This is a genomic window from Streptomyces sp. NPDC047971 (genome assembly GCF_040653355.1).
Taxonomy (GTDB): Bacteria; Actinomycetota; Actinomycetes; order Streptomycetales; family Streptomycetaceae; genus Streptomyces.
The window spans coordinates 229,675-244,386 of the sequence record NZ_JBEZNW010000001.1 but is presented as its reverse complement, the minus strand read 5'-3'; the positions used below and the strand labels follow the sequence as shown (position 1 = coordinate 244,386).

11 protein-coding genes are annotated in these 14,712 nt (G+C 73.0%); 5 read left to right on the top strand and 6 right to left on the bottom strand.

Going from position 1 to position 14,712, the window contains the following annotated elements; translation table 11 throughout:
• Positions 1–75: 75 nt before the first annotated feature.
• Entirely contained in the window at positions 76–1,089 is a 1,014-nt protein-coding gene (gene gmd / locus AB0D99_RS01085) for a GDP-mannose 4,6-dehydratase (protein WP_362355424.1), read from the bottom strand.
• 125 nt (positions 1,090–1,214) lie between these two features.
• Here gmd and AB0D99_RS01080 point away from each other — a divergent pair, with 125 nt between their 5' ends.
• Positions 1,215–2,180, top strand: coding sequence for a GDP-L-fucose synthase (locus tag AB0D99_RS01080; protein ID WP_362355421.1), 966 nt, complete (start codon positions 1,215–1,217; stop codon positions 2,178–2,180).
• 19 nt (positions 2,181–2,199) lie between these two features.
• Here the strand turns inward: AB0D99_RS01080 and AB0D99_RS01075 are convergent, their stop codons facing one another.
• Positions 2,200–3,621 carry a sugar transferase gene (locus tag AB0D99_RS01075; protein WP_362355418.1) on the bottom strand — a complete coding sequence of 474 codons (1,422 nt, stop codon included), beginning with the start codon at positions 3,619–3,621 and terminating at the stop codon, positions 2,200–2,202.
• Positions 3,622–4,319: 698 nt separating this feature from the next.
• Here AB0D99_RS01075 and AB0D99_RS01070 point away from each other — a divergent pair.
• Positions 4,320–5,849 carry a glycoside hydrolase family 71 protein gene (locus AB0D99_RS01070; protein WP_362355416.1) on the top strand — a complete coding sequence of 510 codons (1,530 nt, stop codon included), beginning with the start codon at positions 4,320–4,322 and terminating at the stop codon, positions 5,847–5,849.
• Between the two features lie 54 nt (positions 5,850–5,903).
• Positions 5,904–6,374, top strand: coding sequence for a hypothetical protein (locus tag AB0D99_RS01065; protein ID WP_362355413.1), 471 nt, complete (start codon positions 5,904–5,906; stop codon positions 6,372–6,374).
• A 4-nt stretch (positions 6,375–6,378) separates the two neighbouring features.
• Here AB0D99_RS01065 and AB0D99_RS01060 read toward each other — a convergent pair whose 3' ends face one another.
• Complete coding sequence (locus AB0D99_RS01060) at positions 6,379–6,801, bottom strand: DUF350 domain-containing protein (protein WP_362355410.1); 423 nt, start codon at positions 6,799–6,801, stop codon at positions 6,379–6,381.
• A gap of 187 nt (positions 6,802–6,988) precedes the next feature.
• On the opposite strand from AB0D99_RS01060, the gene AB0D99_RS01055 reads away from it, so the two are divergent.
• Positions 6,989–7,519, top strand: coding sequence for a DoxX family membrane protein (locus AB0D99_RS01055; protein ID WP_362355407.1), 531 nt, complete (start codon positions 6,989–6,991; stop codon positions 7,517–7,519).
• 246 nt (positions 7,520–7,765) lie between these two features.
• On the opposite strand, the gene AB0D99_RS01050 is transcribed toward AB0D99_RS01055, so the two are convergent.
• The gene (locus tag AB0D99_RS01050; protein ID WP_362355404.1) at positions 7,766–8,920 is read right to left on the bottom strand and encodes a peptidoglycan recognition protein; all 1,155 of its coding nucleotides are present in this window, start codon (positions 8,918–8,920) and stop codon (positions 7,766–7,768) included.
• 461 nt (positions 8,921–9,381) lie between these two features.
• On the opposite strand from AB0D99_RS01050, the gene AB0D99_RS01045 reads away from it, so the two are divergent.
• Positions 9,382–13,569, top strand: coding sequence for a bifunctional nitrate reductase/sulfite reductase flavoprotein subunit alpha (locus AB0D99_RS01045; RefSeq protein ID WP_362355401.1), 4,188 nt, complete (start codon positions 9,382–9,384; stop codon positions 13,567–13,569).
• A gap of 96 nt (positions 13,570–13,665) precedes the next feature.
• Here the strand turns inward: AB0D99_RS01045 and AB0D99_RS01040 are convergent, their stop codons facing one another.
• On the bottom strand, positions 13,666–14,061 hold the full coding sequence (locus AB0D99_RS01040; protein ID WP_362355398.1) for a helix-turn-helix transcriptional regulator: 396 nt from the start codon (positions 14,059–14,061) through the stop codon (positions 13,666–13,668).
• A 118-nt stretch (positions 14,062–14,179) separates the two neighbouring features.
• The gene (locus tag AB0D99_RS01035) at positions 14,180–14,683 is read right to left on the bottom strand and encodes a molybdopterin-dependent oxidoreductase (RefSeq protein WP_362355395.1); all 504 of its coding nucleotides are present in this window, start codon (positions 14,681–14,683) and stop codon (positions 14,180–14,182) included.
• Positions 14,684–14,712 lie beyond the last annotated feature (29 nt).

Here is a 14,712-nt window from a genome sequence, read left to right as displayed (position 1 = left end):
CGTACTCGCGCACATCGTGGCGAACGGCCGCCCCGGCTGTCTCACCGGAGCGGCCGCGAGAGAGAGAAGTGCAGGTCAGCGGTCTATTCGGACCGTCGCGCCGGCCAGCTGGTCCTCGACGAGACGGATGTCGGCGTCGACCATGATGCGTGCCAGCTCCTCCACCTGAACCGTGGGCTTCCAGCCAAGGAGGTCCCGCGCCTTGCTCGCGTCGCCGATCAGGGCGTCGACCTCGCTGGGGCGCTCGTACTTGGGGTCGTAGCGGACGTGCTCCGACCAGTCCAGCCCGGCGTGGCCGAACGCCGTCTCCACGAACTGCCGTACGGTCGCCGGGACTCCGGTCGCCACCACGTAGTCGGTCGGCTCGTCGCACTGCAGCATGCGCCACATCGCGTCGACGTACTCGGGGGCGTACCCCCAGTCGCGTACCGCGTCGAGGTTGCCCAGGTACAGCCGGTCCTGGAGTCCGGCCTTGATGCGGGCCACGGCCCGCGTGATCTTGCGGGTCACGAAGGTCTCGCCGCGGCGCGGCGACTCGTGGTTGAACAGGATACCGTTCACCGCGAACATGTCGTACGCCTCGCGGTAATTGACCGTGGTCCAGTAGGCGAAGACCTTGGCGGCGCCGTACGGGCTGCGCGGGTGGAACGGCGTCTGCTCGTTCTGCGGCGGCGGGGTGGCGCCGAACATCTCGGAGGAGGACGCCTGGTAGATCCGGGTGTCGACCCCGCTGGCCCGGATGGCCTCCAGGAGCCGGAGGGCGCCCAGGCCCGTCACGTCGCCCGTGTACAGCGGGGCGTCGAAGGAGACCCGCACATGGGACTGCGCGCCGAGGTTGTAGACCTCGTCGGGGCGGATGTCGCGGAGCAGGTTCACCAGCGCCACCCCGTCCGAGAGATCGGCGTGGTGCAGCACGAAGGAGCGGTTCGCCTGCTGCGGGTCCTGGTACACGTGGTCGATGCGCTCGGTGTTGAAGCTGGACGACCGACGGACGAGGCCGTGCACCGTGTAGCCCTTGGACAGCAGCAGTTCGGCCAGGTACGAGCCGTCCTGTCCGGTGACTCCGGTGATCAGTGCGGTCTTGCTCATGCGTGGTGCCCCTCCCGAACGGACCGGCCCCCAGCCGGTCCGTAACTTGCGGATATGAAGTGATCCGAGTCGTAAATCCGGATCTGGTGTACTGCGGTCCCTGTCGGCCTGGCATGATCCGGGCCATGAATGAATCGACGACCGCCCCGACGGAAGCCCCGTCGTATCTGCCCGAGCGGGCCCGGATATTCGTCGCGGGCCACCGCGGCCTCGTCGGCTCCGCGATCGCCCGCAGGCTGACCGCGGACGGGCACGAAGTGCTCACCCGGACCCGTGCCGAGCTCGATCTGCGCGACGCGGCCCGGACCGCGGACTATCTCGCCCGGACCCGCCCCGACGCCGTCGTGCTCGCCGCCGCGAAGGTGGGCGGCATCATGGCGAACAGCACCTACCCCGTGCAGTTCCTGGAGGAGAACCTCCAGATCCAGCTCGCGGTCATCGCCGGTGCGCACGCCGCCGGGGTCGAGCGGCTGCTCTTCCTCGGCTCGTCCTGCATCTACCCGAGGCTCGCGCCCCAGCCGATCCCCGAGGACGCGCTGCTCACCGGCCCGCTGGAACCCACCAACGAGGCCTACGCGCTGGCCAAGATCGCCGGCATCGTGCAGGTCCAGTCGTACCGGAAGCAGTACGGAGCCGCCTACGTCTCCGCGATGCCCACGAACCTCTACGGGCCCGGCGACAACTTCGACCTGGAGACCTCGCACGTGCTCCCGGCGCTGATCCGGCGCTTCCACGAGGCCCGTGAGGAGGGCCGCGAGGAGATCGTGCTCTGGGGCTCCGGAAGCCCGCGCCGGGAGTTCCTGCACGTCGACGACCTCGCCGCCGCCTGCGCCGTGCTGCTGCGCGGCTACGACGGCGACGAGCCGGTCAACATCGGCTGCGGCGAGGACCTCACCATCCGGGAACTGGCCGAGACGGTGGCCGAGGTCACGGGATACCAGGGCAGGATCGCCTGGGACACGAGCAAGCCCGACGGCACCCCGCGCAAGCTGCTCGACGTGTCCCGGCTGACCGGGCTCGGCTGGAAGCCCGCCGTCGCCCTGCCCGACGGCATCGCCGCCACCTACGCCTGGTGGCGGGAACAGAACTGACGTCATGCGGCCCGGCCCGTCAGTACGCTCCGCGACCGTCGACGACGGCGCGGAACGTACGGGCCATGACATCGACATCGCTGGTGAACGACCAGTTGTCCACGTAGTGGAGGTCGAGCTCCACCGTCTCGTCCCACGACAGGTCCGAACGCCCGCTGATCTGCCAGAGCCCGGTCATCCCGGGCCGCACGGCGAGCCGGCGCAGCTCCACGTCCCCGTACCGCGCCACCTCGTCCGGCAGCGGGGGACGCGGACCGACCAGGGACATCGAGCCGAGCAGGACGTTGATCAGCTGCGGCAGTTCGTCCAGCGAGGTGCGCCGCAGCAGCCGCCCCACCCGGGTCACCCGGGGGTCGCGGCGCATCTTGAACATCAGCCCGTCGTGCTCGTTGGCCTGCGACAGCTCCGCCTTGCGGGCATCGGCGTCGAGGAACATCGTGCGGAACTTCCACATGACGAACGGGTTCCGCCCCTGGCCCACCCGCACCTGCTTGTAGAACACGGGTCCGGCCGAGGTGAGCTTCACCGCGGCGCCTATCCCGAGGAAGAGCGGGGAGAGCGCGAGCAGCCCGAAGGCCGCTCCGGCGCGGTCCATGACGGACTTCAGGAACTGCTGCACACCGCTGCGCACCGGTGGCGCGACCCGGAGCAGCGCCATGCCGGCCGCCGACGTGGTCTCCAGACGCTTCACGGCGAACTCCACCAGACCCGGGGCCAGTGCGAGTTCGGTACCCGCGTCGTGCAGCCCCCAGGAGAGCCGCCGCAGCCGCTCGCCCGCCATCAGCGGCCCGGCCGCGACGAGGACGACATCGGCCTCCAGCTCGCGGGCGGCGGCCAGGACCGGCGTGGTGTCCCCGTCGGCGGCCTCCGGCATCGGCACGCCGAGGCGGGTCGCCACAGGAGCGCCGGTGCGGACCGGCCCGTCGCCGACCGCGACGATGCCGACCACCACGTACGGGTGCTCGGTGCGTCCGGCGAGGTGCTCCGCGACGTCACCGGCGGCCGTGGGCTCACCCAGCACGAGGACCCGGGTGACCACCTGGGCCTCGCGGCGGGCCGCGACGAGGTGGTGCCAGGTCAGCTTCGAGCAGATCAGGGTGAGGACGGGAGCCGGCAGCAGCGCCGCGAGGCAGAGCAGCGCCGGGTGGTGCAGGTCGGCGGCGGCGCGCAGCACGGCGAGCACCCCGAGGAGGATCAGCCAGTCGTGCAGCACGGGCAGACTGCCCCGTGACTCGCCGAGTTCCCGGCGGGCGTACCGCCTCCGGAGCGCGCGGACCCCGGCCCAGCACAGGGCCGCGACCACGGCGCTGAGGTGCGCGTACGGCTGGCGCTCGACGTCCATGACCAGCGCCGTGGGCACGCCCACGCCGAGGACGTCGACGGTCAGCGCGACAGCCGGGTACCAGCGCGCCTTGGCGCGTGGGTGCGGCGGTGTCGCCACGGGACCGGTCGCGGTCCCCGCAGAGTCTGTCTCAGTTGTACGGGCATGCCACATGTACCCCCCAGGCACGTTCGACGTGCGTCAGCCCGTTCGTCGACCCCCTGATCGATGAACATGTGTCGCAACGCCCGGAACAGTACGACAAAGACGCGCACGTCCGCTGCTGTTCACACGAACGACCTCAGAAGGTGACGGCTCATTCATCTCGTGACATCGGGCCCGGGGCGGACACAGTCGTTCGCATGATACGTCCGTGCGACGCGAGTTGACGCACGTGAGGCCAGGTGACGCCGGGGTGGGGGTGTGCCGGAAACCGCGGAAGAAATTCGGGACGACGGCAGGGGAGAGGGCCGCGGTTGTGTCCGAAACCACACCGAAGGGAAGCCCCCCGAGGGCAGGGGAATTGCGTCCGGGGCGGCGGGACCGGAGGTCCGGGCCGCGCCGCCGCCCGCTCGACGGTCCGTTCGCCGGGCCCTCGGCACCGGCGAATTCGACGCGCCGCGGTCCGCTATGCGGAACGGGCCGGGGGTGGCCTCAGCCGCCGGTCACCTCGCCTGCCGGGCCGCAAGCGGTACGAGGCGCCCCGCCACGGCCGGTTCGGCGCGCCCCGGACGGTGGTTGTTCCCCCGCCCGCGATCGGTTGTACTACTGCCAGCCCGCGGGCCCCGCGGCAGCTCCGACCGACCCAGAGGACGCCCATGCCGGACAAGCCGCCAGCCCGGACCCATCGGGCACCGGGCCGACGCCGGCTGCTCCCCGGACTCGCCCTGGGCGTGCTGCTCCTCGGCGCCTGGGCCGGCATCGGCACGGCCGGCGTACTCCGCGGCGCCGCCCCCGCCGAGCCCGCCTCGGGCCGCCCGGCCGCGTACAGCACCGCCCTTCCGTTCGACCTGCCCCCGACCCGCGAACTGCGCCGCTCGGGCAAGCTCGTCTTCGCGCACTACTTCACCCCGTACCCGCTCTCGCTGGACAACCAGCCCGCGGACCGCGACTACTACAGCCGCAACTACCTGACCTCCGAGGGCGAGAAGGGCAAGCACCGGGCGTACGGAGGGCTGCTGCGCGACCGACCGCTGCCGGTGGCGCCCGAGAAGGGGAACTGGCAACTGACCCACCTGCGCCAGGAGATCCGGACCGCGCGCGACGCCGGGCTCGACGGATTCACCCTCGACCTGCTCTCCGAGAGCGGACGCAACCGGGACCGCGCCGACCTGCTGCTGCGGGCCGCGAGCGAGGAGGACCCCGGCTTCCGGATCCAGCTCATGCCCGACATGACCTCGCTGCGCACCACGCCCGCCTCGCTCGCCGACACACTCGCCCGGCTCGCCCGTCACCCGTCGGCCCACCGGCTGGCCGACGGCAGGCTCGTCGTCTCCCCCTTCAAGGCCGAGGAGAAGGACCCCGCCTGGTGGCGGTCGATGATGCGCGAGCTGGAGAACCGCCACGGCATCCGCACCGCGCTCGTCCCCCTCTTCCTGGACTTCACCCCGAAGCACGAGCGGTACGCGGCCATCAGCCACGGCTTCTCCGAATGGGGTGCCCGCAGCGCCAACAGGCAAGGCGGCGCGAGCGCCGCGGCGGACCGTGCCCACCGGCTCGGCAAGATCTGGATGCAACCCGTCTCCGTGCAGGACGCCCGCCCCAACCAGGGCGTGTACGACGAGGCGGGGAACACCGAGACCCTGCGGGCGAGCTGGGGAGCGGCCATCGACTCGGGAGCCGACTGGGTCCAGCTCACCACCTGGAACGACTACTCCGAGGGCACCCACTTCGCACCCTCGCTGCACAACGGCTACGCCTACCTGGACCTCACGTCCTACTACCTGACGCGCTTCAAGACCGGAGCCTGGCCCAGGATCGTCCGCGACACGCTCTATCTGACCTCACGCGTCCAGTTCGTCGACGCCGCCCCGTCCACGGCGCGCCAGCCGCGGCTGATAGAGCCCCGCAACGGCACGGCGACGCCCCGGGACACCGTGGAGGTCCTCTCCTTCCTCACGGCACCCGCGCAGGTGCGCACGACGACCGGCACCACCGACGGTGCCTACCGGGCGTCCTCCGGCGTCCAGGCCCACCTCCTGCCGCTGCGCACCGGCCACAGCTCCGCGACCGCCGTGCGCGCCGGGAAGACCACGACCACGGTCTCGACCCGCTACCCGGTGCGCCGCCCGATCGACCGGCAGGACCTGCAGTACTACGGGGTGACGAGCGGCCGCAGTCAGCGCTGACGCCCGACCCGCGGCGCCGGGGCCGCTGTCGGTGGCGGGTCCTACCGTGGGGACATGACGACGAACCGGGGGACGTTCGAGGCGGCGACGGGCGACGGTCCGCCGCCCGCGGAGGGCGAGGCGGAGCAGCGGTCGCGGGAGGTGCGGGCGGCCCTCGACGGGCTGTTGCAGATCCGGCGGCTGACCAACCGGCAGGGCGGCGACCCGCGGGGCGTGCCCGCGGAGTGGGAGCTGAGACAGCCGGTCCGCGCCGTCGCCCTCGCGCTGGAGGCGGCGAGGACGGCGGCCTCGGCGGTGGACGCCGCGGGTGTCCGCGTGGCCACCGGCTATCGGGTGACCGCCGGCGAACGGCCCGGAACCACGGTCGTCGAGTGGGTGGGTCCGCCCGGAGGCGGGGCCGCGCAGCAGGAGGAGTCCGCGCTCACGGACTGCATACCGGTCCTGCGGCGCCTCGGCTGGGAGGCGCTGCTCTACCGGGGGCCGCGCCGCAGACGGTTCCTCGAGGTGGAGCCGATGGGGCGTTGACGGTTCAGGCGATGGACGCGGAGACGATCGCGGAGACGGCGATGTTGCAGGAGGCCGTCACCCAGACCGCCGGGTGCGGCTCGGGGTCGACGAGGGTGGCGCCCAGCTTGCCCGGCGTGACCAGGTCCACGACGAGGAAGGCCACGGCCATCATCACGAGGCCGAGCAGGCCGAACGCGGCCGTGGACGCGAGGCCCTTGCCGAAGTCGTGATAGGTCGTCCAGATCGAGGTGAAGACGATCCCGCCTATGCCGAGCAGGGCGGAGCTGAGCAGCGTCGCCGCGTTGCGGTTCCGCTCCTCCCAGATCTGCCGGCCGAGCTTCCCGGGCGTCAGCAGGTCCACCAGGACGATGCCGAGGATCAGCAGCACCACGCCGAGTGCGCCGTAGGCGGTGGCCCGGCCGAGGCCGTTGACGATGTCGCTCATGGGTTGCCGGCTCCGAGGAGGGAAGGATCGTGAATGATCGCGGTCAAGGACCGGCAAAATGTAGCGCATGCGCCGGCGGTTCCGACCGGGCGGGACGTCACCCGAGTGGAGTACCAGGACGAGGTCCCGGCGCATGCGGCGGTGACAGTGGAAGGTGACCGACGTCCGGCTGACCCGGGAGACCCTGATGACCACCCTGAACCGACGCGACCTCGGGCTTCTCGTACTCCGGGTGGGCACGGGAGCCGTCCTCGCCGCACACGGCACGCAGAAGCTCTTCGGCTGGTTCGGCGGTGGCGGCATCGAGGGCACCGCGAAGGGGATGGAGGCCATGGGCTTCTCGCCGCCCCGCGAGAGCGCGATCGCCGCGGGCCTCGGCGAGGCCGGCGGCGGCGCACTGCTCGCCCTGGGCCTTGCCACTCCGGCGGCCGGCGCCGCCGCGGCCGGAGCGATGGCGGGCGCGGTCGCCGTCCACCTCCCCGCGGGTTTCTTCGCCCAGTCCGGCGGTTTCGAGTACCCGGCGTTCCTCGGCTTCACCGCGGCCGCCATCGGCGTGGCCGGCGCCGGGCGTTACTCCCTCGACCACGCCACCGGACATGTCGTCGACCGGCCCTGGGTCGTCGCCACCGCCTTCCTCGCCAGCGCCCTCGCCGCGGCGGCCGTGGTCGGCCGCCGCGCCCAGGCCCAGGACGAGGCGGCACCCGAACCGGACGCCTAGTCACCCGGGCCCGCCCCGGAACCAGGGACGCGAAGACGCGTCACCCCGGGACCAGGGACGCGACGGCGCGTCACTCCGGGACCAGGGACGCGACGGCGCGTCACCCCCGGACCAGGGACGCGACGGCGCGTCCCCCCGGGACCAGGCACGCGAAGACGGGCCACCGCGGGTGCTCACGGGCGTCCGGGGTGTCTCCTCCGGATCCTGCCGGGCCCGGGGCGTGATCCGGAGGAAGCGCCCTTCTCGTCACGGGCGAGGGCCGACGGGGCCGGCCCTTCGTGCCTGCTCGGCCGCCGCGAGGGCGCGGATGGTGGTCAGGTCCGCGTAGAGGTTGTTGCCGGGGCACTCCGTCGGATAGCCGTCGCGGTGGCCGGAGATCCGGTTCAGGACGACCCTCTGCCCCCTCGCGAACTTGCCGTTGTCGGCGGACGAGGTGAGCTCGGCCGTGCCCGTGGCGTCGTAGCCGTAGAGACCGAGCTTCCACGCCGCGAGGCCCGCGACCGCCGTGATGACGGGAGGCGGGGTCTTCGTCTCGTTGTAGTCGCCGATGACGGCGACACCGGCCGCGTCCGTGTTGAGGCCGTAGGTCTGCGCGCCCACGACGGGCTCGTCGATGCCGCCCGCGCGGCCCTCGAAGACCGTGCCGCACTTGTCGACCAGGAAGTGGTAGCCGATGTCGTTCCAGCCCTGGCCCTGCACGTGATAGAGGAAGATCGCGCGGATGATGTCCGCCGACTGCGCGCACGTGTAGTCGTTGCTCCCGGCCGTGTGGTGCGTGAACACCACCTTCGTGTCCGTCGTGTACTTCGCCGGGCTGAGCACCAGCGACTCGTCGGCGCCCCAGCCCGAGCGCGGCACGACGGCCGGTCGCGATCCCGCGCTCGCCCCCGCGCCCCCGTGCGACGTCGGGGCGGACGCGTCGCGCACCGGGTCCACCAGCTCCACCCGCAGCCCGGCGGGCAGCCCCGACCCCTGACCGCCCCGACCGGTCACCCGTACCTGCACACCGTCGGACGGCCCCGTCCACAGGGGCTGCGTGCCCGCCCGCGCCCCGGCGGCCTCGGTGGCCGTGCCGATCTCGGGCGTGCGCACATCGAGTTCCAGGTCGCGCCAGCCGGACCAGACGCCGGTGACGCGGTCGCGGGTGCGCACCTGCGCCGTGCCGCCGAGCTCGGCCCGCGAGTCCGCCCAGGTGACGCCGACCATGCTGAACGGCGCCGTGCTCCGAGCCGCCAGCGCGCGCCGGGCGGGATCGGAGCCGTCCAGCGCGATGCTCCACACGTCGTGCGGAAGCCGCGCCGCCGCGGGAACCGCCGGGGAGGCGACGCCGAGGCTCGCGAGGGCGACGACGGTCGCCGCCGCGACCCGGGCCGTACGGCGGAGGGGGTGCGGGTCGTTCACGGGGCTCCTTCATGGGCTCGGGACGCTGCGGAGACGGGGAGTCCACTGCCGCGCGCGGTCCGGCCGGCCGCGCCTTCCGGCGCAGTGGATCCGCCGGGTTCGTACACCATCAGATCCGGCTGACCCGACGCCACGAAGACGTCGGCATGGCGGCCTCGATCGCCTCGGTCGGGTCAGCGCCATGCCCCGAATGCGCCGGAGACCGACGGGGCGTGACCGCCGCGTCGGCGGGAGGAGGGGGAGCGCGGTACCTCGGCGCGGGGCCAGGTCCCGGCCATCGGCGGGGCTCACACTCCCTGATCGCGCCCGGTGCGGGCCGTGTAACGCCGTCGGGGCGCGGCCGGTCACGGTCGGGCAACAGGGGCTTCATAAGGTGGTCGGTGACGGGCCCGGCCCGCGGTCCGCCCACGGCGCGACCGCGGGCCGCGACCGTCGATCGACGATCGTGAGGGAGCGTTCCTGTGGCGGAGACGAAGGCCGCGAGCGAGCGGGTACGGACGGTCTGCTCGTACTGCGGTGTCGGCTGCGGGATCGTGCTGGACATCGCCGAGGGCGCCGACGGCCGGCGTACGGTCGCCAGGACCTCCGGCGACAGGAGCCATCCGGCCAACGCCGGACGGCTGTGCACCAAGGGCGCGACCCACGCGGACATGCTGGCGGCCCCGGGCCGGCTGACCACCGCGCGGATCCGCGCCGACCGGGGCGCCGAGCCCGAGTCCGTGGACGTGGACGCGGCCGTCACCCGGACCGCCGCCGGCCTCCGGGCGATCCTCGACGAACACGGCCCCGACGCGCTCGCGCTCTACGTCTCCGGTCAGATGTCGCTGGAGGCGCAGTACCTGGCCAACAAACTCGCCAAGGGGTTCCTGCGCACCAAGCGGATCGAGTCCAACTCCCGGCTGTGCATGGCGAGCGCCGGGACCGGCTACAAGCTGTCGCTCGGCGCGGACGGGCCACCCGGGTCGTACGAGGACTTCGACCGGGCCGACACCTTCCTCGTCATCGGCTCCAACATGGCCGACTGCCATCCGATCCTCTTCCTGCGGATGATGGACCGCGTCAAGGCCGGCGGTGCCCGGCTGATCGTGGTCGACCCCCGGCGCAACGCCACCGCGGAGAAGGCCGACCTGTTCCTGCGGATCCGACCGGGCACCGATCTCGCCCTGCTCAACGGCCTGCTGCACCTGCTGGTCGAAGGAGGCTGGACCGACCCGGACTTCATCGCCGAGTACACCGAGGGCTGGGAGGAGATGCCGGGCTTCCTCGCCGACTACCCGCCCGCCAAGGTCGCCGAGATCACCGGAATACCCGAGGACGACATCCGGCGCGCGGCCCGGTGGATCGGCGAGGCCGGCGCGTGGATGAGCTGCTGGACCATGGGCCTCAACCAGTCCACGCACGGCACCTGGAACACGAACGCCCTGGTCAACCTGCATCTGGCCACCGGCGCGATCTGCCGTCCCGGTAGCGGCCCCTTCTCCCTCACGGGCCAGCCGAACGCCATGGGCGGCCGCGAGATGGGCTACATGGGGCCCGGCCTGCCGGGACAGCGGTCGGTGCTGGTCGAGGAGGAACGCCGCTTCGTCGAGGACCTCTGGGGGATACCCGAAGGCACGCTGCGCACCGAGGCCGGCCGTGGCACCGTCGAGATGTTCGAGGAGATGGCGGCCGGGGAGATCAAGGCGTGCTGGATCATCTGCACCAACCCGGTCGCCTCGGTCGCCAACCGGCGCACCGTGATCGAGGCCCTGGAGGCCGCCGAACTGGTCATCACCCAGGACGTGTTCGCGGAGACCGAGACCAACGCCTACGCCGACATCGTCCTCCCCGCCACCCTCTGGGCGGAGGCCGACGGGGTGATGGTCAACTCCGAGCGGAACCTCACCCTCGTCCAGGGCGTCGTCGACCCGCCCGGGCAGGCGCTCCCGGACTGGCAGCTCATCGCCCGTGTCGCCTGCGAGATGGGCTTCGCCGACGCCTTCACCTACGCGGACGCCGAGGAGGTCTTCGACGAGCTCAGGAGGGCCTGGAACCCCGCGACCGGATGGGACCTGCGCGGCGTCGGCTACGAGCGGCTGCGCCGTGGCCCGGTGCAGTGGCCCGCGGCGACCGCGGACGGACCGGACCGCAATCCGATCCGCTACCTGAACGACGGCGTCAGCCGGCCCCCGGTCGAGAGCCCGGACGGCAGCCGGCCCCGCCTGGTCTTCCCGACCGCGTCCGGGCGGGCGTCGTTCTTCGCCCGCCCGCACCTGCCCGCCGCCGAACTCCCGGACGACGACTACCCCTTCGTCCTCAACACCGGCCGTCTGCAGCACCAGTGGCACACCATGACCAAGACGGGCAGGGTCGCCAAGCTGACCAGGCTCGACCCCCGGCCCTTCGTCGAAGTCCATCCGCAGGACGCCGCCGCGCTCGGCATCACGGACGGCGACGGCGTCGAGGTGGCCTCGCGGCGCGGCCGGGCGGTGCTGCCCGCGGTCGTCACCGACCGGGTCCGGCCCGGTGACTGCTTCGCGCCTTTCCACTGGAACGACCTGTTCGGCGAGTACCTCAGCGTCAACGCCGTCACCAACGACGCCGTCGACCCGCTCTCCTTCCAGCCCGAGTTCAAGGTCTGCGCCGTGACCCTCACCAGGACGACGGCGCCGGCCCCGGTGGCCGCCCTGCCCGTCACCGACGGACGGCAGAGCGCCGCGCCCCCAGGGGACGCGCCAGGGCCCCTGACGACCCCGGCGCACCCGGCGCCGGCCTCACCCGTCGCCGCCGTCGCGGGGCTGCTGGGCCTCACCGAGCTGACTCCTCCGGAGCTCGCGGACCATGAGCGCCGCTATCTGGCCGGATTCCTCGCCGGCATCGCCGCCGCCCCGCCCGGCACGACCGTGCCGCGGCTGCCCGCCGACGCCCCGGTCGCGCCGTCCCACGCGCTGTGGGTCGAGGGCCTCCTGGCCGGCGCGTTCTCCCGGACTCCCGCGCCGGCGGCGGTGACGGGAGAGCCCGCGCCGGCCGCCGCCGCGAGCGGGCCCACCCGGCAGGTCGTCGTCCTCTGGGCGTCCCAGACGGGCAACGCCGAGGCGTACGCCTCCACCATCGGCGGCCGCCTGGCTGACGCCGGCCGGCCGGTGGCCGTCCACAGCATGGCGGAGCACGACCCGGCGGCTCTGTCGTCCGGTACGGACGTGCTGGTGGTCACCAGCACGTTCGGGGACGGCGACGCCCCCGACAACGGGTCCGGCTTCTGGCAGGCCCTCAACGCCGCCGACATCGCCCCCTTGCGGGACGTCCGTTACGCCGTGCTCGCCTTCGGCGACTCCGCCTACGACGACTTCTGCGGCCACGGCCGCCGCCTCGACGAGCGCCTCGCCGAACTCGGAGCCGTACGCCTCCTGCCACGCGTCGACTGCGAACCGGACTACGACGAGCCCGCCGGACAGTGGCTGGACCGGGTGATCCACGCCCTCACGACACCCGCGGAACCGACCGTCACCACGGCGGTCGCCGTCGCGGCGCGGACCGCTCCCGTCCCGCAGCCGACCAGGGCCGACCCCTACCCGGCCCGGCTGTCCGGCAACAGGCTGCTCAGCCTGCCCGGAGCGGGCAAGGAGATCCGCCGGTTCACCTTCGACCTGGGCGAGAGCGGGGTGGCGTACGAGGCGGGTGACGCCCTCGGCGTCTGGCCGGTCAACTGTCCCGAGCTGGTGGCGGAGTGGCTCGCCGTCACCGGTCTGTCCCCGGACGCCGAGGTGGTGCCGCCCGGCTCGGGCCCGATGTCCTTCGCCCAGGCCCTCCACCGCCATCTGGACATCACCCGCGTCACCCCCGACCTGCTGCGCCTGGCCGCCGAACGCACCGGCGACCGGGGGCTCAAGCAGTTGACCCGCCCCGACAACAAGGACGGTCTCGCGCGCTGGACCTGGGGTCGGCAGGCCGTCGACCTCGTCGCCGAGTTCCCGGTCCGGCTCGGCGCCCAGGAGTGGACGGAACGGCTCAAGCGGCTGCAGCCACGGCTCTACTCGATCTCCTCCAGCCCCCTCGCCGACGCGCGCGAGGTCAGCCTCACCGTCTCGGTGCTGCGCTACGAGGGGCCGTCCGGCCGACGGCGCAAGGGAGTGGCGTCGACCTTCCTCGCCGACGCCGAACCCGGCGACGCGGTGCCCCTGTTCGTCCGGCGCGCCGCACACTTCCGCCCGCCGGTGGACCCCGGCACCCCGGCCGTCATGGTCGGCCCGGGCACCGGCATCGCCCCGTTCATGGGCTTCCTGGAACAGCGCCGGGCCCTCGGCCACCACGGCGGCAACTGGCTCTTCTTCGGCGAGCAGCACGAGGCCACCGACTTCTACTACCGGCAGGAGCTGGCGGAGTTCCACCGGCAGGGCACGCTCAGCCGCCTCGATCTGGCGTTCTCCCGCGACCAGCGGGCCAAGGTCTACGTCCAGGACAGGATGCGCGAGCACGGCGCCCAGCTGTGGTCCTGGCTCCAGGACGGCGCTCACTTCTACGTCTGCGGCGACGCGAGCCGGATGGCCAAGGACGTCGACCGCGCGCTGCGGGACATCGCCATGGCCCAGGGCGGGCTGAGCGAGGACGAGGCCGCCACGTATGTGAAACAGCTCGCCGCCGACCAGCGCTACAGCCGCGACGTGTACTGAGCCGGGACGGCCGGGCGTCCGCACGGCGGCGGGCCGCGGCGGGCGCTTCGGCCGCCCCGGCGCCGGTCCGGGCACCCCGCCGCCGGGGACCGCGGGTCAGGCGCGGTCGATGTGCACGCTGGTCGACTTCACCCGGGCGGTGGCCTGCATGCCGACCTCGAGCCCCAGCTCCTCGACGGCCTCCCTGGTCAGCAGGGACACCAGCCGGTGAGGACCGGCCTGGATCTCCACCTGCGCGGCGATGTCACCGAGCTTGACCGCGGTGACGATGCCGGGGAAGGCGTTGCGCGCGGAGGTGTACGAGGCGTCCTCGTCGCCGGTTCCGCCCTGGCCGACCTCGATGGAGAAGGCGGCCAGATCGCGCCCGTCGATGAGCCGGCGACCGCTCTCGTCGCGATGGGTGGTCACCCGGCCGGCGTCGGCCCAGCGGCGGGCGGTGTCGGGGCTGACGCCGAGCAGACGCGCCGCCTGTCCGATGGTGTAGGACTGCATGATCGCCACCGTAGGAGGCCGCACCGCACCGGTGCAACCGCTTCGCGGACCGCCCGGGGCTGACGCCGACGCGCTGCGACGCACCGTCGAGCGGCGCGGGGCCGCGGTGCGCGCCCCGTCAGCCGCCCGTGGTCCGCACGGCTTCCGGCATCCGGCACCTGCCGATCCAGACGCTGGTGACGGCGCTGACGTACCGGGCGCCGCAATGGTCGGTGGGGACGACGAGCTGACAGCCCGCGCCGTCCAGCTCCGTCCCGTCCATGCGGGTGGCGAGCAGGATCGGACCGTTTCCGAACTCGGTGTCGAACTCCGCCCACGAGAGCACGGCGTGGTGCCCGTCCTCGCCGGTGAACGCCGCCAGGAAGCCGGCGCGCTCCTTGCGCCTGCGGGGATCGAAGGCCGGCACCACGGCCTCCATGACCTCCCGCAGCAGCGGGCCGCGGAAGTGGTGTTCCTGCGGGCCGTCGGTCGCGCAGTCGAAGGTCACCGTCGCCTCGTGCTGACCCCAGCGGCCCCGGAGGTCCGCGACGCTCAACGTCAGGGGGCGGGCCACCTCTCCGTGGATGGTGAGGTGGCCCGCGCGCACGGGGTCGGTACGGGGCGGCGCGACGACGCTGCTCATGGGGTTCCCCTTCGGACGGTCGGTGCGAC